Genomic DNA, 22,210 nt, shown 5'->3' with positions numbered 1-22,210 from the left:
TGCTGCTCCTTTCCGAAACGGACATTATCTTTATTCCGAAAAACTAATAAATATGCATTTATAAGAAAAAGAAAGGTGAGCAGCTGCTCACCCCTCCAGTTTGGCAGCCTGCTCTTCTGTCCACTTCCTATTTGTTTCCAGCAAGGCTTCTATATTATCCACTTGGTCCTGGACCCTTGCTTTGGCCGTACCTCCCGGAATATTCCTGGCTGCTACGACCGTTTCCGGCGCAAGTGCCTCATAAATATCTTCTTCTATCAGACTGGAAAACTGCTGCAGCTCCTCTAGACCAAGATCCAGCAAGTACTTTCCTTGTTCGATACTGTACAATACTGTCTGACCGACCACTGCATGTGATTCACGAAAAGCCATGCCTTTTGCCACCAAATAATCGGCAAGATCTGTCGCATTCGAGAAATCATTACGGACAGCGCGGTACATATTATCCTGCTTCACAGACATCGTCTCGATCATCGGCGCGAAAAGCCCAAGTGCCCCCTTCAGTGTCTCCACTGTATCGAACATACCTTCTTTGTCTTCCTGCATATCCTTGTTATACGCAAGCGGAAGACCTTTCAAGGTTGTCAGCATCCCCATTAGATGGCCGAAGACCCGGCCGGATTTACCCCGGACAAGCTCTGCCACATCAGGGTTCTTTTTCTGTGGCATCATGCTGCTGCCAGTCGAAAATGCGTCATCCAATTCGATGAAATTGAACTCCGCACTGGACCATTGCACCAACTCCTCTGATAGTCGTGATAGGTGCATACTGATCAAACTTGCAGCTGACAGGAATTCCACGACAAAATCACGATCACTGACACTGTCCAGACTGTTTTCGGTAATCCCGTCAAAATGGAGCTGCCCCGCGACAAAATGCCGATCGATCGGGAAAGTGGTCCCAGCCAAGGCTCCTGCGCCAAGCGGCATTTTGTTTACGCGCTTCCAACTATCCTGCAGACGCTCGACATCCCGCTGCAGCATATATGCGTATGCCATAAGGTGATGGCCAAACAATACTGGCTGCGCCCGCTGTAAATGCGTATAGCCAGGAAGGATCGTATCCAGATGCTGCTTTGCCTGTTCCGTCAATGCCGTCTGTACAGCTCCCAGCAATCCGACAATATCGACGATTGCTTCCCGCAAATATAAACGCATATCCAATGCCACTTGGTCGTTACGGCTTCTTCCGGTATGCAGCTTGCCGCCCACCGGACCGATGTGCTCGATCAATAACCGCTCCACATTCATATGGATATCTTCATCTGCTTGCGTGAGCGTTGCTTCGCCTTCCTGGATTTTGTTCAGCACCTGCTTTAATCCATCTGCGATCGTTTCCGCTTCATGCTGTTCGATGATGCCGCATTTGCCGAGCATTGCCACATGCGCCAGACTGCCTTGGATATCATATTCAGCCAGTTTCTGATCAAAGCCGATGGAGGAAGTGTAGGCGTCTACTAATTCATTGGTCGGCTTCGTGAATCTTCCTCCCCAGAGCTTCATTGTTTCACAGCTTCTTTTTTGTCGATTTTCAATAGAGATGGTGCCTCGATTTGTACTGTTTGCTGACGGGCAACCTCAGCCTGCACCTTTGTAGGAAGACCCCAAAGCTGGATGAATCCGAGTGCTGCATCATGATCGAATTTATCTTCTGGTTTATATGTTGCCAAATCAAAGCTGTACAGCGATTCAGCGGACTCCCTGCCGACAACAAGTGCATGTCCTTTGTACAACTTCACTTTGACATTACCGGAGACTGTCTGCTGTGTTTCTTCGATGAATGCTTGCAGCGCTTTTGTAAGCGGAGAATACCATAGACCATCATAAATCGTCTGTGCCAGTTTCTGTTCGACGATCGGCTTGAATTGGGAAATTTCGCGAGTCATCGTCAAAGCTTCCAATTCCTGATGGGCAGCAATAAGTGTCACGGCTGCCGGGCATTCATAAATTTCACGGGATTTGATTCCGACCAATCTATTTTCAACATGGTCAATACGTCCGACACCGTGCTTACCTGCGATTTCGTTCAATTTCAGGATAAGTTCATCCAATGCATAAGCCTCGCCATCAATTGCGACCGGCTTCCCTTTTTCAAAAGTGATTGTCACGATCTGTGCCTCATCCGGAGCATCTTCCGGATCAACCGTCAATCCGAAAGCATCACCAGGCGGCTGCTCCCACGGATCTTCCAAAATTCCGCACTCGTTGGAACGGCCCCAAAGATTTTGATCGACACTATATGGGCTTTCTTTGCCAACCGGGACTGGAATGCCATGCTGCTGTGCATATTCAATCTCTTCATCACGGCTCATTGCCCATTCACGCACAGGAGCAACAATCTTCAAGTCTGGATTCAAAGCTGTGAAGCTTACGTCAAAGCGCACTTGGTCATTTCCTTTACCAGTGCAGCCATGAGCTACAGCCACCGCTCCTTCTTCTTTCGCGATATCGACTAGCACCTTCGCGATCAACGGACGGCTAAGCGCGGAAACAAGGGGATATTTTCCTTCATATAGCAAGTTTGCTTTCAAAGCTGGAAGTACGTATTCCTCTGCATACGCAGCTTTAGCATCGACTGTATAGGATTTGATAGCTCCCACCTGCAAGGCTTTCTCCTGAACGAAATCCAAATCCTTTCCTTCCCCAACATCCAAACCAACTGCGATTACATCATAATTATATTTATCCTGCAGCCACTTGATTGCTACAGAAGTATCTAAACCACCAGAGTATGCGAGTACGATTTTATCCTTTGCCATAATGAATCTCCCTCTCCATGCTGAATGCTCGATTTATTTATGTGAATTATTATGCATTATAACTAATATAAATTCAAGCATTTTTTGTTAATTTATTGACTAGGTATCCTATTATTTTGACAGGTAGATTGTGCCTGCCCACTTTCAGGCATAAAAAAAGACGAGTCTAAGAACTCGTCTTCATTTATACACCGCGTTTATTTCCCCATACAAGTGTATGAAGTTGCGGCAGGACACGCACATGATTCAGTTCGTTGGAAGCAGATACCTGGTCAATCAGCCATTCATACTTGGACAGCAATGCATCCTTCAATGCTGCATCATCCAAAGTAGCTGTATCATGGTTACCGACTTGTACGTAAAAACTAACATCTGGATAACGTTTATGAACATTCGTTGCATAACGCAAATCTTCTTCATCGAAAATGACAACCTTCAGACTCACATGCATAAGTCGCCCTGCATCTCTCAGATTGTTGATTATCTCATCAAGACGATGAAAATCTGTCTTCATCAAGGAGCTTGGCGGCTTAGGGGATATGGTAAGGTCATCGATTTCCAGGAACCAAGGCTGATACCGGCTCCCTTGCGTCTCCAAAGCTATTTTTACTTCCTTCTTTTTAAGAAGCTCTGTGAACTCCCCTAGATTCTTAAGAAGTGCAGGGTTTCCGCCAGAGATGGTTACGTGACGGAACCGATCTCCGCCCACTTCCTCCAATCGGTCCCAAATTTCTTCGGCAGTCAGCTGCCGAATGTCATCCTTGGCCGATCCATCCCATGTAAAGGCAGAATCACACCAGCTACAGCTGTAGTCACAGCCTGCTGTACGGACGAACATCGTCTTTTGTCCAACAACCATTCCTTCTCCTTGCACGGTAGGACCGAATACTTCTAAAACTGGAAATTTACTGGCCATTTTCTGTTCCTCGCTTTGGTCGGTATACGCAATAGCTGGTCGGTGTCTCACGCAAGAAAACTTGCAGGCATTTCGGCTTGTGAGGCAGCTGATCCAGTTCTTGTTGAATCAATTCATAGATTTTTCGAGCCATCACTTCTGTTGTCGGGAAATCGTTTTTTTCGAATACATCTGTGTGGTCATTCAATAAGGTATGGTCGAATTTCTTATGAATCAGTGCTTTGATTGTGGAGAAATTGAATAAAAATCCACTGTCATCCAATTCATCCCCAGCAATCGTCACATTGGCAAAATACGTATGGCCATGCACCTGCTGGCACTTGCCGGCATCAGGATGCTGGATGCTGTGTGCTGCAGCGAAATGCAAATCCTTGTTCAGCTCGTAACTATAGTCATGCTGTACTTGTGGATAAATTTGCTGGATCATACCTTTGCCGCCTTTTTCGCTTCGTATTGATCAAGTCCGTTTTGGCGTAGCTTACAAGCTGGGCAATCGCCGCAGCCCTGGGCTACAATGCCGTTATAGCAAGTAAGTGTTTTTTCTTTCACATACTCAAGCTGACCGAGCTGATCCGCCATTTCCCAAGTTTCGGCTTTATCCAGCCACATCAATGGCGTATGGATGACGAAATCTTTATCCATTGATAGATTGAGAGATACATTCAGTGATTTCACGAAGATATCGCGGCAATCCGGATAGCCGCTGAAGTCCGTTTCACAGACACCTGTGACAAGATGCTTGGCACCTACTTGGTGAGCCAAAATCGCAGCAAAGGAGAGGAATACTAAATTACGCCCTGGCACGAATGTGGACGGAAGCTCTCCTTCCTCCTGTTCGATTTCGATATCATCTCTTGTCAGCGCGTTTGGAGCAAGCTGATTCAGTAGGGACATATCCAATACATGATGTCTGATTCCTTGTTCTTTCGCTATTTGTTCAGCAACTTCGATCTCCAGGCTATGGCGCTGATTATAATTAAATGTGACAGCCTCCACTTCCTCGAACTGCTCCATTGCCCAAAACAAACAAGTTGTACTATCTTGACCGCCGCTGAATACGACGATGGCTTTACCCTTCTTCATTGCGTTTCTCCTTTTTTCCAGACACTCCAATAAAAAAGCCTCTTCCACGCGGAAGAGGCTGCCAATTATCCATAAAAAAATAAAAAAGACTATACCCAAGGATATAGTTCCTTAGTTTTTTATAGAGGGTTGTGCTAGAACCTCTCCCAGAATGGCCTGGATTTTTTATTCTATTCTGCAGTTCATTGTATCATAGGCGGAGTCTTTTGCATATGAAAAATGACTCGAGTCAACTAGAGGGCCGCCAGTAACAGCCCTGTCAGTTATTTGCTCACGCCACTTTCAGACTCGTTTTAACCAAAGATAGCTGCTGCGGCCAAAAGTGATATACCAAACTAAAAAAAGAAATCTTATTCCTTTCAGTCCTCCGCAATTAAAGCTTATTGTTTCGTTTTCACGAGATTCAAACTCTATTTTTTTACTCCTGCACCAATCAATTTCTAAGTGGATTGTATGTCTGCCAGGCTCCACATGAAAACTGCAGCTTTCTTTCCGACCAACAGTTCCTAACTTTTTACCATCCAATATCACATCATAATTTCTTAACTGATCCGACCAACTTCTCTGACGTTTAACTTCTATCATTACTATTCACCTCGTATCAACCCAATATACCATTTAAATCCATATAAGGGAATATAAATCCTTTGGACGTAATATAGAAACGAAAACCGCCGCATTCCTTATCTCGACTATTCCATTCCGTTCAGACGGCAAATCAAAAAGGAAAACCTTAACTGTAGTGAATCTATTTTACGAGTCACCATTCAGTTCGGGTTCTCCTTTTTAAAATACTATGTGTATATCTCAATCAAAATTGTTCAAAAGCTGCACTACTCAATTCGTTATCCCGTTTGTGTCGCTCAATGGCAAGTTGAATCAGACGGTCGATCAGGTCTGAATAAGAGATGCCTGTGATGTCCCAAAGCTTTGGATACATACTGATTTTTGTGAAGCCTGGCAGTGTGTTCACTTCATTCACAACGAATTCGCCATCTTCTGTCAAGAAGAAGTCAACGCGCGCAAGTCCTTCGACATCCAGTGTCTGGAACACCTCAACTGCAAGCTTCCTCGCTTGTACTGTAACAGACTCGGAAAGCTGAGCCGGGATTGCAAGCTCTGCACCGGATTCATCTATATACTTGGATTCATACGAATAAAATTCCGTTTTCGGCAGGATTTCTCCAGGCAATGATGCCATTGGTTCTTCATTGCCAAGTACTGCCACTTCAATTTCACGGCCTGCGATAGCTTCTTCCACGAGCACTTTCGTGTCATAACGGAATGCTTCTTCCAAACCTTTGTAGAATTCCTCTTCTGTCTTGGCTTTGCTTACACCGACAGAGGAACCTTGGTTGGCAGGTTTGATGAAGACTGTGCTGCCCAGCACTTTTGCCACTTCTTCATATTTGATGGATCCAAGCTGACGCTTTTTGAAGGTGAAACCATTCGCAACACGAATTCCCGCTTCCTTCAATAGACGCTTGGCGATATCTTTATCCATACAGACGGCCGAGCTGAGTACATTCGGGCCTACATATGGAAGATTGGCGATTCGAAGCATCCCTTGCATGCTTCCGTCCTCGCCGAGTGTTCCGTGAAGGATGCTGAAGATGACATCCACTTGATCAAGGACAGAGCCTTGGCTCGGACTGACAAGCTGCTGCTCCTTAACCCCTGGTACAACAGCGATGCCTTGCTTAGAAGGCTTCAATTCGATCAATTTCGGATCGTTTGCATTCAGCAGATAATCTGCTTTATCATTCAGCTGCCATTTCCCTTCTTTATCGATTCCTATCAAGACAACATCATATTTATTTTTATCGATTGCATCGGCAATGTTTTTTGCTGATTGTAAGGAAACTTCATGTTCTGCGGATTTTCCGCCGAAGACGATACCCACTTTTGTTTTACCCAACTGTAATCATTCCTTTCTGACATGAGACCATTACTTTCATTTTATCACAAACGAATGCGGCTGCCTTCTATGTCCATTAGAAAAATCGCGTTTCACATGCTGCACATTCGGTAACTATATACATTAACAATTAGACAGAGGGAAAGGAAATGGGCTATTACGATCATTTTGATGCCTCCACCGATTTTCGCAAACACACGGATAAGTATCGTGTCGGCCGCGGTGAACAAGGTGTGCTGATGGTGGAGCCTTATAAGAGTGAAACCCTTCCCCATTGGCGCTTCAAGACATCAGAAATTAAAAAGAATCCTGCCGAAGATGTTTGTGGAATACCACAAGCAGGTCGATATTATCGGGATGAATATGACAAGGAGGAATATCCAGATGGGCAATATCCGGGCTCGTCGCTATGTCCACTACAAAGGCTGCAAAAATACAAAGTGGAAGACTAGACAGAAAAGTACAGGTGGCAATTGGATAAAGTAAAAGCAGCTTCCTCCCAGTTTTTAAAACGAAGTAGATGAAACAAGAGAAGATGAGGATTATTTTTCGCGAAAGAAAGTACATTGGAAGCAATACGGATAGCCATGACATAAAGATTCTAGTATGCTTTTAAAGACTAACTTTTGGAGGCACAGCTAGAATGAAAGGAATTACACATTTATTAATCGGAGCAGGCGCTGGATTCGCAAGTGCAACCGCCTTGGATGCTGAAGGCGCTGTTACCGTCACCATGACTTGTACAGCAGCAGTTGCAGCCCTTGTACCAGATTTGGATACAGGCGGTATCCTCTCCAACCGCATCACTTTTTCACACAAAGCCATCCGCAATATTACAATTTTTATCGGATTATTGCTCATTCTATATAGTATGTGGAATTTATTTGGCCAAGATCGTTATATTGGTTTAGCGATCGGAGCAGGAATTATGGTTCTTTCCCGCGTAATCAATAAGAAGTTCATGCTGCTGATTACAGGTATCGCTGTGCTGCTGACCGGATTGTACACGGGACATACATGGGTTGTCATGAGCGGCTGTTATATCGGGATTGCATCTTTCCTCAGCCATCGAAGCTACACACATTCTTTGATCGGGTTGGTCTATTTCTACGTATTGATGACATTCTTCGAACAGGAGACAGCCCTATTCGGTACCCAACTCGCGGGTACAGCTGGCTATGCAAGCCACTTGCTGGCTGACAGCAAGATATTCCCTGTTAATAAGAAAGGAGTCAAACTGCTCCTTCCTATATTAAAAAAAGATTTCTAAAGGAGACGATCGCATGAATCCATTGCACACAGCAGAATTGGCAGAAAGAGTCAAAAAGAAAGAAACCGTTCATCTGCTTGATATCCGCCAAGGGTCAGATGTGCAAGACTGGGCGATTGATGTCGACAGCGTCAAAAGATATGATATTCCGTTTGCCGACATCAAAGCAGACCCGAATCATGCCCGCCGTCAGCTGCCAGAACATGAACCTGTTTATGTGATGTGCTATCGGGGTAAATCAGCTCAGACCGCCGCCTCCCTCTTAAAAGCAGCTGGAATGGAAAATATTGTCCACGTTGTCGGAGGCATGCAAGCTTGGGGAGAAACAATCAGTCCCCGTAAAGTAGGCGATCTTACTTATGGCGGGTCCATTTACCAGTTTATGCGTATCGGGAAAGGCTGCCTTTCCTATATGATCGTCTCAGGTGACGAAGCAGCCGTAGTGGATCCCTCCAGATTCACGAAAGTCTATGTTTCTTTTGCAAAGGAAAATGGCTGGAAAATCAAACATGTACTTGATACTCACCTCCATGCAGATCATTTATCTGGCGGAAGTAAGCTTGCAGAGGAAACCGGGGCAACGTATTGGTTCCCCGCTAATGATGGGAAAGAAGCAAAATTCAGCTTTTCCCCATTACAAGACGGGACCGAAATACCATTCGGGAAGTCTGAAGAAGGCATGCGCTGTCTGGCCTCACCAGGCCATACAGAAGGAAGCATGAGCTTTGTCGTTGACGACACGTACTTGCTATCTGGGGATACGCTCTTCACCGAGTCGATCGGACGCCCGGATTTGGCGGGTCAAGCAGAACAATGGGTACAAGATCTGCATAACACTTTATATAAAGAATATCCATTATTATCCCTGGACTTGATTGTCCTGCCTTCTCATTTTTCCGAGCTGTCAGAGATCGGAAGTGATGGTACAGTCCAAGCACGTATGGAAGACCTGTACAGAAAAAATCCAAGACTGCAGCTGCAGAATGCGGACGAATTTGCTTCCTCCGTTCTGAAAAGCATTCCTGCCCAACAGCCGAATAGTTATCAGCTGATTCGAGAAGCCAACCAAGGAAAAGCGACGATAGACAGCACAGACGAAGCCGATATCGAATCCGGACCAAATCGCTGCGCGGTAACCAGCTGACAGACAAAAGAGCCAGTCCCATTCCGTGACTGGCTCTTTCTTATGCTTTTGAGAAGATTCCGAGCTTTTCGATTCGCTTTGCCGCTTCCAGCAATCTTTCTTCTGTATCCAATAGACCCGCTCGGACGTATCCTTCTCCATATTCTCCGAATCCATTCCCTGGCGCTACCGCAACATGTGCCTTTTCGAGCAGCAAGTCAGCGAATTCCTCGGATGTATAACCATGCGGAACTGGCAGCCAAACGAAGAAGGTTCCTTTTGGTTCGGGTACATCCCAGCCGATTGCACGTAAATGGCCGATGAAAGCATCTCTTCTGCTTTCATATGTATGAACAAGTTCTTCCACGCATGTCTGATCTGTAGTTAACGCGTAAGCTGCTGCTTCCTGCATGCCACCGAATAAGCTTACATAAACATGGTCTTGAATTAGATTGATGCTTTCAATGACAGAGGCATTACCGACTGCAAACGCGATGCGCCAGCCTGCCATATTATATGTTTTGGACAAGGTATACATCTCGACGCCAACTTCCTTGCTGCCTTCGGATTGCAGGAAGCTTTGCGGTTTTTCTCCGTCAAACCCAAGTGCACCATAAGCGAAATCATGCAGTACACATATTTTATGTTTCTTTGCCAGTTCCACTGTCTTATCGAAGAACTTCTGATCCGCTGTTGCAGCAGTCGGGTTGTTTGGATAGTTCAGGAACATCAGCTTTGCTTCTTCCAGATCACTTGCAGGAATAGCACCATAATTAGGCAGGAATTCATTTTCAGCCGTTAATGGCATGAGCGATGTCCGTGCTTGTGCAAGTTCAATGCCGGACATATAATCGGGATATCCCGGATCCGGAAGCAGTGCCAAATCACCTGGATTCAACAGACATTGGCTGATTTCCACCAAACCTGTTTTTGACCCGAACATGATAGCCACTTCTGTTGTCGGATCTAATTTCACTCCGTATTCCCGATCATAAAAGTCACAAATGACCTGTTTAAGGAAATCAAATCCTCTGAATGGTGAATATTTATGATAAGCCGGATTATCTGCGGCTTCCTTCAGTTTGTCCACGATATGCTGCGGTGTCGGCAGATCAGGGTTCCCTTGTCCGAGCTTGATGATATCGTGGCCCTCTTTTTCCAGCAGGCTTACTTTATGTACTAAGCCGGCAAAAAACTGCTCCGGCAATCGTTTCAATGCATCCGAAAACGGAAAATCCATCTTACTCACTCTCCTGTTGTGTCGCGCTTCCTATTCTGACTATTACCAATCTTGACAGTGTTGGAAATAGAATGCGATAATGAACAAATCATACATGAATCACACACTCTTATCAAGAGAAGGCGGAGGGAATTGGCCCGATGAAGCCCGGCAACCGGTGCATTTGCACACGGTGCTAATTCCAACAGCGACACGCTGAGGGATAAGGGGATGAAGACACACGCCTTTCCCTCTTCCATATTAGTCTGGAAGAGTTTTTTTATGTAAAAATTCAATGAGGTGACAACATGACCATCAACATAAAAGGCGCCCCGAACTATTACGTCTGCGAGGATAATATATTGGAAAGCCTACCAGCACGGCTATCCGAATTGAACTGGACCAATGGTTTGCTTATTCACGGGGATGCATCATGGAAAGCAGCTTCCCCATTCTTGGATCCGATCGATTTACCAGTGAAACGGATTGCTTACAACGGCCAATGCACACATGCAGAAGCAGCTCGATTAGCAGGTATCGCAGCCGGCGAAGCTGCTCAATTCATAATCGGTGTGGGCGGCGGAAAAGTGTTGGATACTGCCAAAGCTGCTGCCAATGATGCAGGACTCCCAGTCATCCTGATTCCGACAATCGTATCCAATTGCTCCCCATGGGCCTCACTAAGTGTGTTCTATGACGAAGAAGGCAATTTCGCCGAATACACGGTCTTCCCGCGCAGCACTTTCATGCTGCTAGTTGAACCGAAATTGCTGCTCACGACACCTACACCGTATCTGATTGCGGGAATTGGTGACACATTGGCTAAATGGTACGAAGCGGATGCACTTACCGAAAAGATGACTGATCAGCCGCTTGCTGTTCAAATAGCCCGTAATGCCGCTAAGCTATGCCGGGATATCCTCATTGCCGAAGGAGATGCAGCAATTTGTTCCTTGCAGAATAAGCAAGCAGATAATGCATTTCTGCGCGTAGCAGAAACAATCATCATGGCAGGCGGTATGGTGGGCGGATTCGGTGATGCATATGGTCGCATTGCTGGCGCCCATTCCATCCACAACGGACTGACAAGACTTTCCGAAACACATGAGCAGCTGCACGGGAATAAGGTAGCTTACGGTATTCTCGTACAGCTGGCACTGGAAGATAAATTTGAGGAGATCCTGACTTTGCTTCCAATCTATCGGAAGCTCGGATTGCCGACTATACTGAATGAGCTCGGCGTAAAAGAGAATGTGGATAAGGCGATGAAAATTGCTGCAGACGGTGCAGTTGCACCAGGAGAATCCATTCATTTCATGCATGTTTCTTCTTCGGAACAAGTGGTGGATGCCATGCAAAGTGTGGAGACCTTCGTTGCAGCAAATCAGGGAGTGACACAATGAAACTTGCATTGATCCAGCATGATATTGTTTTTGGAAACCCGGAAGCCAATTATAGAAAAATGGAAGCATTGATAAACGAGGCGCAGGAAAATGCAGATGTTATTGTACTGCCGGAGCTTTGGACAACTGGTTATGATCTGACGCGGCTTGATTCCATCAGCGATAAGGAAGGGGAAACGACAAGGCACTTTATCCGCAGACTGGCCAAGACCCACCAAATATATATTGTCGCTGGTTCCATCGCGAAACGTACTGAAACAGGCGTCTACAACACGATGCTTGTCTATGGCCCAGCAGGTGAACTGCTCCATGAATACGATAAGGCACATCTATTCCGTCTGATGGATGAAGAGAAGTTCCTCTCCCAAGGTGACAGATCCGCCTCCTTCTCCATTGGAAATAAACGAGCAGCCGGTGTCATCTGCTACGACATCCGTTTTCCTGAATTCATCCGCACGCATATGACAGGTGATCAGCAAGTATTATTCGTCGTCGCCGAATGGCCAAAGCAGCGGCTCGATCACTGGCGCGCACTCCTGCTCAGTCGGGCAATCGAAAACCAATGTTTTGTAGTTGCTTGTAATCGCTCCGGAAGTGATCCAGCAAATGACTTTGCCGGGCACAGCCTGATCATCGGGCCGTGGGGTGAAATCATCGCTGAAGCCAAAGAGGAAGCGACCATCCTGTATGGCGAAGCAGATCTCGACCAAGTGGCTGACGTACGAAATCGTATTCCCGTATTCCAGGACAGACGCCCGTCCATCTATGACGTGCAGTGATATTTTGACAATGTTATGACAAGTTCTCCTGGGCAGTGGTAAAGATAGGCTAGCTTGCTTATACTATTAACAAATAGTTTCTGGGAGGGCTTTCATGCAAGCGACACTGAAATGGTTCCGAATCATCGGATTTCTCGAAGGGACTTCCTTGCTTTTGTTATTATTCATAGCAATGCCGCTAAAATATATGATGGATATGCCAATCTTCGTCACCTATATAGGTGCCATCCACGGTGGGCTTTTCGTCCTATATGTGATTTGGGCTGGATACACAACACTGAAAGTCGGCTGGGGATTGAAATGGGCAATCTTCGCCTTGCTCGCATCCGTCATTCCATTTGGCTATTACATCTTTGATATGAGATTGCAGAAAACACAATATGCATAAGCAATATTTATAAACGAACATCCTGTTTCCACAGGGTGTTTTTTAATGGCGTTATTACAGGGATCGGAAGGCATGATGACTTTCTTATACACCTCCAATCAGCATTACCTCAATTCGTTTGATAGACACAAACAAAAAAGAGTGACCTCACGTTGAAATCACTCTTTCTTATTTCACTTTATACGAATGCTGCTATCAAGAACCATACGATCATGATCAGTTGGATGACGATTTTAGCTATCGAGCCTCCAAGGAAGCCAAGCAATGAGCCAATGGAAGAATAAATAGCTTCCCTCGGTGTCCTTTTTTGGACTAACTCCGTCACAAGCACAGCAACAAACGGCACCACGATGATGCCCAAAGGCGGGATGATGAAGGAACCTACGATTACGCCGATCGCCGCAATTCGCTCTCCCCACTTACTGCCGCCGAATTTCTTAACAAAGTAACTGTTCGCGATGATATCCGAGATGATCAAAATCACCGTCAGGATGACCATAGCGATCCAGAAGATTACAGATAAGTCTCCATCACTAAGCATGAACTGAAATACTAAAAATCCAATCCAGAGCATAAGCGGAGATGGGATGACGGGATAGATGATTCCCGCAAAACTAGCGATGAATGCCACCGCAATGATAATCCAAGCAATTATATCCAGTGCCACAACCAATCCTCCATATCTTACCTTGATAGTACGTATTATGACATAGGAAACAGCAAAAGGAAATCAAAGCTTAAACTTCTCAAAAAAAGCTGTGTTATGGAGGATACTCGGGTGATCTGGATGATAGGACACAGCTTTGTCATGGGCTAATTTTGCCTCTTCCATCAGGCCGATCCGTGAATAGCAAAGTGTCAGCTGCAAGTATGGATACCATGTCGTATAAGCAGGTACACTGAATCCCGGCAGTTCCTTCCCTTCATAATCCAATGCCTGCCGATACCAGTATGCAGCTGCCTCATAATTCCGGTCCTCCGTCAGCAAATCCCCGATCAAACAGCAAAATTCTGGCCGCGGACGATCATATCGAAACGATTGAAATAAGTGCATTCGATACCCTTCCATATCTCCTTCTGCTTTGCAGCAATCCGCCAAGTACTGGCACGCACGGATATTATCCTCCACCCAACCCGCTTCTGAATGAAGGAAATCGGTATAGTAACTCTTGGCAAGGTCGAACTTTCCGTGATCTTTTAACTCATTTGCGTAGTAAAACATATCGCGCGGCGTCAAGCTTCTGCCCGAAGCAATGTAAGACTCATAGATTCGCAGATTTCGATCTGATATCGTATGCGTTTTTTTATTTTTACGATGTGTGACGGCTATTTCCGACGCCACGATATTGCCGCCGAATTCCAAGTATTCATGCACGGCACCGTGCCAGCGAAAATTCTTGCTGCGCCTTACAATTCGATTGCGCCGATAAAGATATAACGGATTCCCTTTCTCATCCAAGGATGTATGATAAAACATCGATACGACATCTACTTCATCGGCCAGCTCTTTCCACAATTTACGGAAAGCCTCCTGATCTTTGGGCAACAGCACATCATCCGCATCCAGCCACATAATGTAATCACTCGTCGCTTTACTGAAGCTGTAATTCCGAGCAGCTGAAAAATCGTTTATCCATTCAAAATCGAAGATGCGTGGAGTATACTGTGCTGCAATTTCCTTTGTCCGATCAGTGGATCCTGTATCTACGATCACGATTTCATCAACTAGATCCCGGACACTCTCCAAACAGCCGGCCAGCACCTCTTCCTCATTTTTAACAATCATACATAGACTGATGGTATGCATAGGTCACCTCGACATACATTGTTGTTTTCAACCTATGCGAAAGGAACTCGAATATGCCGGATCAAACCCCGGTATCGGAATATAATAAACAGCACTGTTAATGTGCTCCGGAAATAGCGCAGCGGTACGTACGCTGGAGCATGACAGCAAAACCATCATCCAATACGAAGTGCAAAATACCTGCCACGATAAACAGCAAACTATAATACATGCATCCCGGCTATTTTCACTGAAGCTGCACCCTCTTTTTTCCTTATCTAATACTCCGATCACCTTGCAGGTAACTCTTCTTCCTGATTTCCCAATCAGGATAGACAACGGTCTCAAGCGGCATTTCAAACGACGATTGCCATTTGATTGCCTGCATGACCAAAGGCGAGCTGTTCTTACTGAATAACTTCTCGATGGGAACCCACTCAGCTGCGAGTGCATCCTGCCCTGCAAACTGCTTGGGGACTTCCAATGTCCCTGTAACCTCCCCTGTATAAAAGACAGCGGTATGGTGCACATCGGTAAAATGCTTCCACTGCCAAGGAAGCTTGAAATCCACCACTCCAATCTGTTTCGTAACTTCTGCAATCAGACCTGTCTCCTCTTTTACTTCACGGATGACAGCTTCCAGTAACCCTTCCCCATTTTCTGGACTCCCACCTGGTAAATCATAGCGATTGGTATAAGGACCGCGGCTTTTATGGATGACGAGCAGATTGCCGTCTTTCTGTATAACGGCATAGACACCGAATGCATGGTGATAATGTATCATTATTTTTCCCCGTTCTATTTTTATTGAATTTATAATTCTATTAGTATAGGATATCAATTGAGGTGATGAATATGCAGACAATTCAAACTGGTTTTAAGGCAAAAAACGATTATACCATTTCCTTTGAATCATCCTTATTATGGGAAGCTGCTTTAGGGATTGCGGCGGTTACGAATACATCGCTGGAAGGAACGCTCGAACACTTGGAAAAAATGTGGGATGATCCGGAAAACGGCTTTTCACCGGAACTGCAGCACGAATTGCAAATCGTCCATGCGCACAATACATGGAAAGCACTGCTTCAGTTGCTGCACCACTCAAATGTCCGGACTTTAAAAGAATGGACAGCGGAAATCTCCGACATGCCCAAACAGAGATTGCGGGAGAGATGCCTACCTTACATTGGCAGCACATTCGAAAAGCACCGAATCAAGGCTGCTCAGGGAAATGCCAGTTCCTTGGCCACTCTCCAAAAAATAACCAAGGACAATCCTTTCTTCCCAAATTATATCGGTTTTATCGTAAAGGTAGATATATCCTTCCTGAAAAGTCATTTGATCTCGATCATGACCAAATGGTTCATCGAGGTGATTGAGCCGAAGAAAAAGCTATTGCAAGATGTGCTGGAAAGAGATATCTCCAACAAAAAACAAAGGCTGACTGCAATGGATAAACTGACTTTCATACGCTGGGTGACAAATAGCTCCAGCTATAAACCGGACGACTCTATCCGCACCATCCTATTTATTCCGCATTACCATTATAGACCGTGGACGATACTCGCTGATCTGCCTGGAACAAAAGTGTTCTATTATCCGATCCACGCAGGCAGTATCGACCCAGAAAATAAATATAATCCGGATACGATGCTTGTAAGAAAATATAAGGCATTAGGGGATGCAATCAGACTTAATTTACTAAAACGTTTGATGGAAAGTGAACATACGCTCCAGTATTTAGCTGAACAGCTTCCCGTTGCCAAATCCACTCTGCATCATCATTTGAAAATGCTCAAATCTGCCGGACTCATCGGGTCAAATAAACAAGTTTACTACGCGAATAAAGACGCGATTGCGTCTTTGGATCATGAACTTCAGACCTTTTTGGAAGGATGATACACATGCCCGCTCAAAAAATCACGCTGACCCATCCATTATCCCGCCTGATGATGAGCACGACCATGGCAGCCATGGCTGGGCAGGTGTACAGCCTCCTGCTGCCGCTGCTCGTGCTGGAAGTGACCTCTTCGGCCATAGCTGTTACGATCGCCATAGCTGCAGAACGGTCAACTATGCTGCTACAGCCTCTTATCGGCCCTTTGCTTGACCGATCGAATTGGAAGTATGTACTGCTGTTGGCCGACTTGACACGCTTCCTTTGTTTTCTGCTGTTAAGTGTCCTTGCTGCGACTGGACAGCTCAACCTACTCCTCATCTGTTTCATATCTATATGTATCGGTTTTGCCGGGCAATTCTATCAAGGGGCACAATTCACCGCCATACCTTATCTAGTTTCCGGACGCCAGCTTCATTATGCCAACAGTTTGGAAAGTGCCCTATATCAACTTACAATCGTGATTGGCCCAAGTCTTGGCGGCGCTGTTCTATTATTTCTCAGCACCTATAACAGCTTGATAGCAGTATGCATATTATCCTTACTCGCAGTATGGCTGGTCCTCCTGCTGCCATACGATCAGCATACATCCAGCTTGCGCGCATTTTCCATATCCAACTACATACAAGAGCTGAAGGAAGGATTCCTTTTCATTTATCACCAGAAAGAAATTTGGTATACAAATCTCATTTCACTTATTTCCAATTTCGGCGTTCAATTTCTCATTGTCTTACTGGTCATTTACATAGATAAACTCACAAATGATCCAATGCTTATCGGCATCGTCCTATCCTCAGGTGGAATCGGAGCCATGCTAGGGACTTTCTTAGGTTTTGTTGCGGATCGCTTCTCTACATACAGACAAATCCTATTCGTTGCCAAAGTGATCGGGGGATTATCCATCATCTTTGTCGGCCTCACAGAAACGATATGGCTTGCTGCATGTCTCAATATGATTGGCACAGCGGCAGCAGGGGCGGTGAATCCGATCATCAAAACGATTCGACAGCGTTATACACCGCGCCATTTACTCGGACGAGTCCAATCCACATCCCGCTTCATCACATTCACCTTACTCCCAGCGGCCTCTATATTTGCTGGTTTGCTATCGGAATGGATAGGCATCGGCACAACGATTTTAATCGGCGGATGCATTGCCAGCACAGCAAGTGTGCTTGTATGGAGATTGCCTCGAAAACTATAAAAAAGAAGGCTCCTCGCAAAAGGAGCCTTCTTTTTTCATTTCCTTAAATTATTGTACACGGGGGAAACCGAAACCAGATGCATAATCATCGCCACGCGCAGCACCATAGCCGCCAAGAATATCATTGGCACGGGCACGCGACTGCAGTGTCTGTCTCACCTGAGAGCTGTTGAGACTAGTGTTTTCAGACCAGATTTTTGCAGCCAGACCAGAGATATGCGGTGTAGCCATGGATGTACCAGTCAGTGATGCATACGTATTTCCTGGATACGTAGATAGGATGGCTGATCCAGGAGCTGATACTTCTACGTCTCCCTGTTGGATCACGTAATCACCATCTGTACGGCTGTAGCCTCTGGAGGAGGAATCGGCAACACGGTAAGTACCGTTTTGCTGACGGTTCTCGAGGTTGGCAACTGCAACTGCTTCCGGCAGTGCAGCAGGATAGCCGATTGAGCCTTCATATGGACCAGAGTTGCCAGTTGCTGCGATAACCAATGCGCCTCTGCTGTTCGCATAACGAACTGCACTGGAGATGAGAGAATCCTGTCCGCCGCCAAGGGACATAGAAATGACGACTTTCTCGCCACGGTTTGCTCCATCATCCGCAGCTTTCCTGATTCCGTTTGCGATATCATCGGAATAACCTCGTCCATCATCGCCAAGTACTTTGTATGCCCACAGATCTGCTTCAGGTGCTACACCAAAGATACCTGAACCACTCCCGCCATTGGCAAGCGCAGAACCGGAAACGTGCGTACCATGTCCATCACGGTCAACACAAGAGCCATTGACTTGTCCACTGGAGGCTTGAGTAAAGTCGATGCACTGCTCCACGTTGGCAGCAAGGTCTGGGTGATTAACAGATGTACCAGTATCGAGGACAGCGATGTTAATATTATTTCCGCCACTTGTTCTAGTAATGGATGGATTATTATAGATTGCTTGAATTCCCCACGGTGTGCGGTCGGATACAGCTTGTGTCGAAAGATCTCGTTTTTCAGACACTTCTTGTTTCGTATATACACTAACTTCGGTTACTTCCAGGGCTTTGTCGGATTTTAGCTCCTCGAGCTCTTTTTCAGATACCTCAGTTGTAAAGCCTTCATTACCGAAGCTGTTACGGACACCATGTTCTTCCTTGACCTTGTCAGTGGCTTGCGTGGAGAACACACCCTCCTTCTGCTTGACTAGTACTCGGACTTCCTCATTCTTTGCCGTTTCGTCAGGAGCAGCTGAAGCTTGCAGCGGCTGAAATACAGATAATCCTATCATTGCGACAGCAGCGATACTTGCCAGTTTTCTTTTCATTTCATCACCTCGCTGGATTTTATAGTCACTGGGGTAGAGTCCGATCACTGTCAATCTAGACTCTCAGAAACTATTACAGTAAATCTAGCATAAGCTTCCAACGAAATGTATTGGGAAAATAGGTGACAGCAGCACACAAAAAAAGACATGATTCCAATTTCTTTTTCCTTTTTCCAGCAGAATGTTTGCCCAAACGAAACATTCCGTGATAAAAAGTGGAATAATGTCTTTTTTTATAGACTATCAATATTGCAAGCTAGTCATAATGGCAGTGTATAAAAGTCCCGAGGCAACAAACGCCGCTGCCAATGCGAAGCTTGCTGCTGCTCTTTTCTTGAAAAAATATATGATACTGGTCAAAAAGAAGAAAAATCCGATGAAGCAAATAACTCCAGCCACACCCCAATGCCAGGTTGCGACACTTTCAGCCGTTACACGAGGAAAAATGCTGCCAAAAATCAGTGCAGAACCTTCATTGCTTAAAGTAGCGGGAATGTCCGCTGGTGTGGCGGATGTACCAAGTATCGCTGTGCAAATGAAGACAATCGCCAACAAGATAGCTTCAGCACGTATCCAGCCGACTGGACGGAAGTCTGGATCACGATGTGCCTTCCTTGCCAGAAATCCATTGATGACAGCAAATATAAGCACTGGAATGAACACGATATGTTTTATGAACAGCATTTGCCCATAAGTGAGCATCAAAGCATTTCCGTAATCCCGGATATCCATCGCAAACAGCATGATGACGATTCCACTGGCTATCACTGCAATAACGAGCAGGATTGCAAACGGCGTGAACCACTTCAGGAAACTTTCCCAACTGAAGTGTTCCGAAGCATAAAAACAAACATGAATCAGCACACCAACCCAGAAAACGGCAGCACCTAAATGTATGAAATGAGCGAATGCACCGACCAAACCGCCCTCTGTGGCTGTGTGGCTGCCATACGCATCAAGAAATAGCATCCCAAGGAACAAGATGAGTGTCAGAACCGGAAGTTTATCGAAATAAAGCAGCAGCCAGACACCAATGGCGAGAACAAAGATTCCGATCCATACTTTTCCGGCCGTGAATTGAAATAAAACCTGTCTCAATGCCTGGCCATAACCGTTTTGTGTACCAAGCAGAGAAACAAGATTGATGACCGGGCCGCTTGTAACAAGAGCTGCCGATGCTGCCGATGCCAAGACATCACTTCGCGGCGTCTGGATAGCTGCTTCGTCCTTGCGTACAAATCGGAATACAATAGACCCTGCGAGAAAAGAGAAAGCGATATACGACAGCAACTCCAATAATGGGACAAGAATCATGGAGAATTAATCCTTTTTCCGATATCCGAAGAACAAGACTCCCGCACAAAGAAGGATGATGACCACCAAACCAGTGGTGATGAATCCTGTATTGGAACCTTCCTCTTCTTCATTCGTTTTTTCAGCAGCTGTTTGCTCCTGCTCGTTCACTTTCAGATTTTGATCGCTTTTCTCTGCGGATTGAACATCTTCATCGTCATTCGTTGTCAACCCTTCTGCTGTAAAAGAAACTGTGTTACCAACCTCATGTCCATCAGCTGAAATCACTTTGTAGCTCAATGCATAATCGCCATTGATCATTTCTTGTGCCAATGGTACGTTAATTGTCGTTCCATCCACAGTCGCAGGTTCTGTGCTGAATGTTTGTCCATCAACCGTCACCTTTGTTTCCACAACATCTTCCACATCCGAATTGAATGTCAGCGTGAAAGCATCCAAGCTCTCTCTCACGATATCACCCTGTCCGGGGTCAGATGCCGTCAAGACTGCATGGGCAGATACAGTCTGCGGCAGCATATATAAAAATAATGCCAGCAAGACGAACATCACCTTCTTCATTATCTACCACTCCAATTTTCAAATGTCTCTTCCATCGTATAAAAGAAAAAGACAAGCGTATATAATGAATTGTGACCAAAAACTTACATTTTTATATCCTCAAGCAGCGTTGCCCCCTGCCAAATAAAAAAGATGCACTTATCTGTGCATCTTTTCCATTCCCATTTTCAACTCATCGACAGCCTGCCGGATATTTACTGCTTTGGTCAAGACCGAGATGAACGAGATGCCATCCGCGCCGGCTTGACGAACAGCTTCTGCGTTTTTTTGATTGATACCCCCGATTGCAACAATAGGGAAGTCCCCGACTTGTTTCCGGATTTCCCGCAGCCCAGTCAGTCCGATCGGGAACTTGGCATCGATTTTAGTACGGGTGGCAGCAATCGGACCGACCCCGATATAATGCGCTCCGTCTCGGATTGCCTTCTTGGCTTCTTCGGCATTTTGGGCACTTACACCGATTATGAAATGCTCTGGACAACGCTCCTTCACTACCTGCATCGCTTCATCTGTCTGTCCGACATGCACGCCGTCTGCGCCAATCGCAATGGCAAGGTCGACATCGTCATTAACGATGAAAGGAATGCGGTGCGCCCTGCATCTAGCCTGGAGCCGCTCAGCCAGCTGCCGTTTTGCTTCTCCTACCCTCGCTCTTTCCCCTTTTTCACGAAACTGGAACATCGTGATACCAGCTTTGAGCGCGTGTTCCAGTATGTCCTCTGGATCCTTGTCCGGGCAGTTTTGACTGCCCATGATGAAATATAGCTCCAATTCTTCTTTCATGTTACTGCTCCTTTTCCATTGATACTTACACATCCTGATCCCCAATCGAATATGTTCTCATTCCCCAGATAGAAAAACTCCTTGCTGCTAATTTAGGAAAAAGTGTGGAAGATGGATAGTAATCCCAAAACTGCGTAAAGTAAGCCCAAGCTTTGAGCAAGGAGATGGTAAAGTTGAAATGGATAAAAGCCGGGGCTGTCATCATCGCTCTATGTCTCGGATTGGTCATTACCAATCCTGCTGCTTCTTTCGCTGCTGATGAAGTTGTCGCCGATGTTTTGACAGATAAGCAAAAGCAGGAAATAGCAGCACTGCAGAAACAAGCATTGGAGCAGGAAAAGCAAATCATCGAGAAATACGTTGAATTCGGCGTCTTCTCCGAGGAAAGAGCAGACCAAATCGTGAAGCACTTGGACCAACGATTTGAGCAGTTGGAGAAGGATGGCTTCATTCCAAAGCCACATAGGCATGGTCATCATCCCCATCCGGATGACTGACC

General features: G+C 45.7%; 23 protein-coding genes, 1 pseudogene and 2 riboswitches. Of the genes and pseudogenes, 9 read left to right on the top strand and 15 right to left on the bottom strand.

What is annotated here, in order from left to right:
* Positions 1-87: 87 nt before the first annotated feature.
* From argH to ddlA, 7 genes are all read right to left on the bottom strand, one after another.
* On the bottom strand, positions 88-1,503 hold the full coding sequence (gene argH / locus BLQ53_RS11935; RefSeq protein ID WP_093727545.1) for an argininosuccinate lyase: 1,416 nt from the start codon (positions 1,501-1,503) through the stop codon (positions 88-90).
* The gene (locus BLQ53_RS11930; protein ID WP_093727544.1) at positions 1,500-2,759 is read right to left on the bottom strand and encodes an argininosuccinate synthase; all 1,260 of its coding nucleotides are present in this window, start codon (positions 2,757-2,759) and stop codon (positions 1,500-1,502) included. The genes argH and BLQ53_RS11930 overlap by 4 nt, the downstream gene beginning before the upstream one ends.
* 184 nt (positions 2,760-2,943) lie before the next feature.
* Entirely contained in the window at positions 2,944-3,675 is a 732-nt protein-coding gene (gene queE, locus BLQ53_RS11925; protein WP_093727543.1) for a 7-carboxy-7-deazaguanine synthase QueE, read from the bottom strand.
* Positions 3,665-4,102 carry a 6-carboxytetrahydropterin synthase QueD gene (queD, locus tag BLQ53_RS11920; protein ID WP_093727542.1) on the bottom strand — a complete coding sequence of 146 codons (438 nt, stop codon included), beginning with the start codon at positions 4,100-4,102 and terminating at the stop codon, positions 3,665-3,667. Before queD ends, queE begins: the two co-directional genes overlap by 11 nt.
* A complete protein-coding gene (gene queC / locus BLQ53_RS11915) occupies positions 4,099-4,758 on the bottom strand; it encodes a 7-cyano-7-deazaguanine synthase QueC (RefSeq protein ID WP_093727541.1) in 660 nt (219 codons plus the stop codon). The genes queD and queC overlap by 4 nt, the downstream gene beginning before the upstream one ends.
* A 105-nt stretch (positions 4,759-4,863) precedes the next feature.
* A riboswitch (PreQ1 riboswitch) is annotated at positions 4,864-4,908 on the bottom strand.
* Positions 4,909-5,040: 132 nt separating this feature from the next.
* Positions 5,041-5,343: a hypothetical protein gene (locus tag BLQ53_RS11910; protein WP_093727540.1), complete on the bottom strand. Its 303-nt coding sequence runs from the start codon at positions 5,341-5,343 to the stop codon at positions 5,041-5,043.
* A gap of 226 nt (positions 5,344-5,569) precedes the next feature.
* Positions 5,570-6,676, bottom strand: a complete 1,107-nt coding sequence (gene ddlA, locus BLQ53_RS11905; protein WP_093727539.1) for a D-alanine--D-alanine ligase — start codon at positions 6,674-6,676, stop codon at positions 5,570-5,572.
* A gap of 149 nt (positions 6,677-6,825) precedes the next feature.
* On the opposite strand from ddlA, the pseudogene BLQ53_RS19455 reads away from it, so the two are divergent.
* The 3 genes and pseudogenes from BLQ53_RS19455 (at position 6,826) to BLQ53_RS11890 (ending at position 9,090) form a co-directional block, all read left to right on the top strand.
* A pseudogene (locus BLQ53_RS19455) lies at positions 6,826-7,162 on the top strand (DUF4385 family protein).
* Positions 7,163-7,319: 157 nt separating this feature from the next.
* Positions 7,320-7,946: a metal-dependent hydrolase gene (locus BLQ53_RS11895; RefSeq protein ID WP_093727538.1), complete on the top strand. Its 627-nt coding sequence runs from the start codon at positions 7,320-7,322 to the stop codon at positions 7,944-7,946.
* Positions 7,947-7,959: 13 nt separating this feature from the next.
* Positions 7,960-9,090 (top strand): MBL fold metallo-hydrolase, encoded by a 1,131-nt coding sequence (locus BLQ53_RS11890; RefSeq protein WP_093727537.1) that lies wholly within the window; start codon positions 7,960-7,962, stop codon positions 9,088-9,090.
* A 40-nt stretch (positions 9,091-9,130) separates the two neighbouring features.
* Here the strand turns inward: BLQ53_RS11890 and BLQ53_RS11885 are convergent, their stop codons facing one another.
* The gene (locus BLQ53_RS11885; protein ID WP_093727536.1) at positions 9,131-10,309 is read right to left on the bottom strand and encodes a pyridoxal phosphate-dependent aminotransferase; all 1,179 of its coding nucleotides are present in this window, start codon (positions 10,307-10,309) and stop codon (positions 9,131-9,133) included.
* Between the two features lie 106 nt (positions 10,310-10,415).
* Positions 10,416-10,518, top strand: a riboswitch (SAM riboswitch).
* 78 nt (positions 10,519-10,596) lie between these two features.
* Here BLQ53_RS11885 and BLQ53_RS11880 point away from each other — a divergent pair.
* From BLQ53_RS11880 to BLQ53_RS11870, 3 genes are all read left to right on the top strand, one after another.
* On the top strand, positions 10,597-11,691 hold the full coding sequence (locus BLQ53_RS11880) for an iron-containing alcohol dehydrogenase family protein (RefSeq protein ID WP_093727535.1): 1,095 nt from the start codon (positions 10,597-10,599) through the stop codon (positions 11,689-11,691).
* Positions 11,688-12,470, top strand: coding sequence for a carbon-nitrogen family hydrolase (locus tag BLQ53_RS11875; protein ID WP_093727534.1), 783 nt, complete (start codon positions 11,688-11,690; stop codon positions 12,468-12,470). The genes BLQ53_RS11880 and BLQ53_RS11875 overlap by 4 nt, the downstream gene beginning before the upstream one ends.
* A gap of 94 nt (positions 12,471-12,564) precedes the next feature.
* Positions 12,565-12,858, top strand: a complete 294-nt coding sequence (locus tag BLQ53_RS11870) for a DUF3817 domain-containing protein (protein WP_093727533.1) — start codon at positions 12,565-12,567, stop codon at positions 12,856-12,858.
* A gap of 178 nt (positions 12,859-13,036) precedes the next feature.
* Here BLQ53_RS11870 and BLQ53_RS11865 read toward each other — a convergent pair whose 3' ends face one another.
* From BLQ53_RS11865 to BLQ53_RS11855, 3 genes are all read right to left on the bottom strand, one after another.
* Positions 13,037-13,519, bottom strand: coding sequence for a DUF456 domain-containing protein (locus BLQ53_RS11865; protein ID WP_093727621.1), 483 nt, complete (start codon positions 13,517-13,519; stop codon positions 13,037-13,039).
* 69 nt (positions 13,520-13,588) lie between these two features.
* A complete protein-coding gene (locus BLQ53_RS11860) occupies positions 13,589-14,665 on the bottom strand; it encodes a tetratricopeptide repeat-containing glycosyltransferase family 2 protein (RefSeq protein ID WP_093727532.1) in 1,077 nt (358 codons plus the stop codon).
* 253 nt (positions 14,666-14,918) lie between these two features.
* A complete protein-coding gene (locus BLQ53_RS11855) occupies positions 14,919-15,428 on the bottom strand; it encodes an NUDIX hydrolase (protein ID WP_093727531.1) in 510 nt (169 codons plus the stop codon).
* A gap of 71 nt (positions 15,429-15,499) precedes the next feature.
* Between BLQ53_RS11855 and BLQ53_RS11850 the strand changes: the two genes are divergently transcribed.
* The gene (locus BLQ53_RS11850; RefSeq protein ID WP_170829681.1) at positions 15,500-16,543 is read left to right on the top strand and encodes an ArsR/SmtB family transcription factor; all 1,044 of its coding nucleotides are present in this window, start codon (positions 15,500-15,502) and stop codon (positions 16,541-16,543) included.
* A 5-nt stretch (positions 16,544-16,548) separates the two neighbouring features.
* Positions 16,549-17,745, top strand: coding sequence for an MFS transporter (locus tag BLQ53_RS11845; RefSeq protein WP_170829680.1), 1,197 nt, complete (start codon positions 16,549-16,551; stop codon positions 17,743-17,745).
* 48 nt (positions 17,746-17,793) lie between these two features.
* Here the strand turns inward: BLQ53_RS11845 and BLQ53_RS11840 are convergent, their stop codons facing one another.
* The 4 genes from BLQ53_RS11840 to thiE all read right to left on the bottom strand — a co-directional run bounded on the left by BLQ53_RS11840 (position 17,794) and on the right by thiE (position 21,711).
* Positions 17,794-19,056: a S8 family peptidase gene (locus BLQ53_RS11840; RefSeq protein ID WP_093727620.1), complete on the bottom strand. Its 1,263-nt coding sequence runs from the start codon at positions 19,054-19,056 to the stop codon at positions 17,794-17,796.
* A 243-nt stretch (positions 19,057-19,299) separates the two neighbouring features.
* Positions 19,300-20,370 (bottom strand): copper resistance D family protein, encoded by a 1,071-nt coding sequence (locus BLQ53_RS11835; protein ID WP_093727528.1) that lies wholly within the window; start codon positions 20,368-20,370, stop codon positions 19,300-19,302.
* 6 nt (positions 20,371-20,376) lie between these two features.
* Complete coding sequence (locus BLQ53_RS11830) at positions 20,377-20,928, bottom strand: copper resistance CopC family protein (protein WP_093727527.1); 552 nt, start codon at positions 20,926-20,928, stop codon at positions 20,377-20,379.
* Positions 20,929-21,066: 138 nt separating this feature from the next.
* Entirely contained in the window at positions 21,067-21,711 is a 645-nt protein-coding gene (thiE, locus tag BLQ53_RS11825) for a thiamine phosphate synthase (protein WP_244499338.1), read from the bottom strand.
* A 173-nt stretch (positions 21,712-21,884) separates the two neighbouring features.
* On the opposite strand from thiE, the gene BLQ53_RS11820 reads away from it, so the two are divergent.
* Positions 21,885-22,208 carry a YckD family protein gene (locus BLQ53_RS11820; RefSeq protein WP_170829679.1) on the top strand — a complete coding sequence of 108 codons (324 nt, stop codon included), beginning with the start codon at positions 21,885-21,887 and terminating at the stop codon, positions 22,206-22,208.
* Positions 22,209-22,210: the final 2 nt, after the last annotated feature.

The organism is Terribacillus halophilus, from assembly GCF_900101385.1.
GTDB lineage: Bacteria > Bacillota > Bacilli > Bacillales > Amphibacillaceae > Terribacillus > Terribacillus halophilus.
The sequence above is the reverse complement of the archived record's forward strand: the minus strand, read 5'-3'. Positions and strand labels throughout refer to the sequence as shown.

Excerpts from the sequence above, each read along its gene's own strand:
- argH (WP_093727545.1), bottom strand. The coding sequence starts at position 1,503 with ATGAAGCTCTGGGGAGGAAGATTCACGAAGCCGACCAATGAATTAGTA.
- BLQ53_RS11930 (WP_093727544.1), bottom strand. The coding sequence starts at position 2,759 with ATGGCAAAGGATAAAATCGTACTCGCATACTCTGGTGGTTTAGATACT.
- queE (WP_093727543.1), bottom strand. The coding sequence starts at position 3,675 with ATGGCCAGTAAATTTCCAGTTTTAGAAGTATTCGGTCCTACCGTGCAA.
- queD (WP_093727542.1), bottom strand. The coding sequence starts at position 4,102 with ATGATCCAGCAAATTTATCCACAAGTACAGCATGACTATAGTTACGAG.
- queC (WP_093727541.1), bottom strand. The coding sequence starts at position 4,758 with ATGAAGAAGGGTAAAGCCATCGTCGTATTCAGCGGCGGTCAAGATAGT.
- BLQ53_RS11910 (WP_093727540.1), bottom strand. The coding sequence starts at position 5,343 with ATGATAGAAGTTAAACGTCAGAGAAGTTGGTCGGATCAGTTAAGAAAT.
- BLQ53_RS11895 (WP_093727538.1), top strand. The coding sequence starts at position 7,320 with ATGAAAGGAATTACACATTTATTAATCGGAGCAGGCGCTGGATTCGCA.
- BLQ53_RS11890 (WP_093727537.1), top strand. The coding sequence starts at position 7,960 with ATGAATCCATTGCACACAGCAGAATTGGCAGAAAGAGTCAAAAAGAAA.
- BLQ53_RS11885 (WP_093727536.1), bottom strand. The coding sequence starts at position 10,309 with ATGGATTTTCCGTTTTCGGATGCATTGAAACGATTGCCGGAGCAGTTT.
- BLQ53_RS11880 (WP_093727535.1), top strand. The coding sequence starts at position 10,597 with ATGACCATCAACATAAAAGGCGCCCCGAACTATTACGTCTGCGAGGAT.
- BLQ53_RS11875 (WP_093727534.1), top strand. The coding sequence starts at position 11,688 with ATGAAACTTGCATTGATCCAGCATGATATTGTTTTTGGAAACCCGGAA.
- BLQ53_RS11870 (WP_093727533.1), top strand. The coding sequence starts at position 12,565 with ATGCAAGCGACACTGAAATGGTTCCGAATCATCGGATTTCTCGAAGGG.
- BLQ53_RS11860 (WP_093727532.1), bottom strand. The coding sequence starts at position 14,665 with ATGCATACCATCAGTCTATGTATGATTGTTAAAAATGAGGAAGAGGTG.
- BLQ53_RS11855 (WP_093727531.1), bottom strand. The coding sequence starts at position 15,428 with ATGATACATTATCACCATGCATTCGGTGTCTATGCCGTTATACAGAAA.
- BLQ53_RS11850 (WP_170829681.1), top strand. The coding sequence starts at position 15,500 with ATGCAGACAATTCAAACTGGTTTTAAGGCAAAAAACGATTATACCATT.
- BLQ53_RS11845 (WP_170829680.1), top strand. The coding sequence starts at position 16,549 with ATGCCCGCTCAAAAAATCACGCTGACCCATCCATTATCCCGCCTGATG.
- BLQ53_RS11840 (WP_093727620.1), bottom strand. The coding sequence starts at position 19,056 with ATGAAAAGAAAACTGGCAAGTATCGCTGCTGTCGCAATGATAGGATTA.
- BLQ53_RS11835 (WP_093727528.1), bottom strand. The coding sequence starts at position 20,370 with ATGATTCTTGTCCCATTATTGGAGTTGCTGTCGTATATCGCTTTCTCT.
- BLQ53_RS11830 (WP_093727527.1), bottom strand. The coding sequence starts at position 20,928 with ATGAAGAAGGTGATGTTCGTCTTGCTGGCATTATTTTTATATATGCTG.
- thiE (WP_244499338.1), bottom strand. The coding sequence starts at position 21,711 with ATGAAAGAAGAATTGGAGCTATATTTCATCATGGGCAGTCAAAACTGC.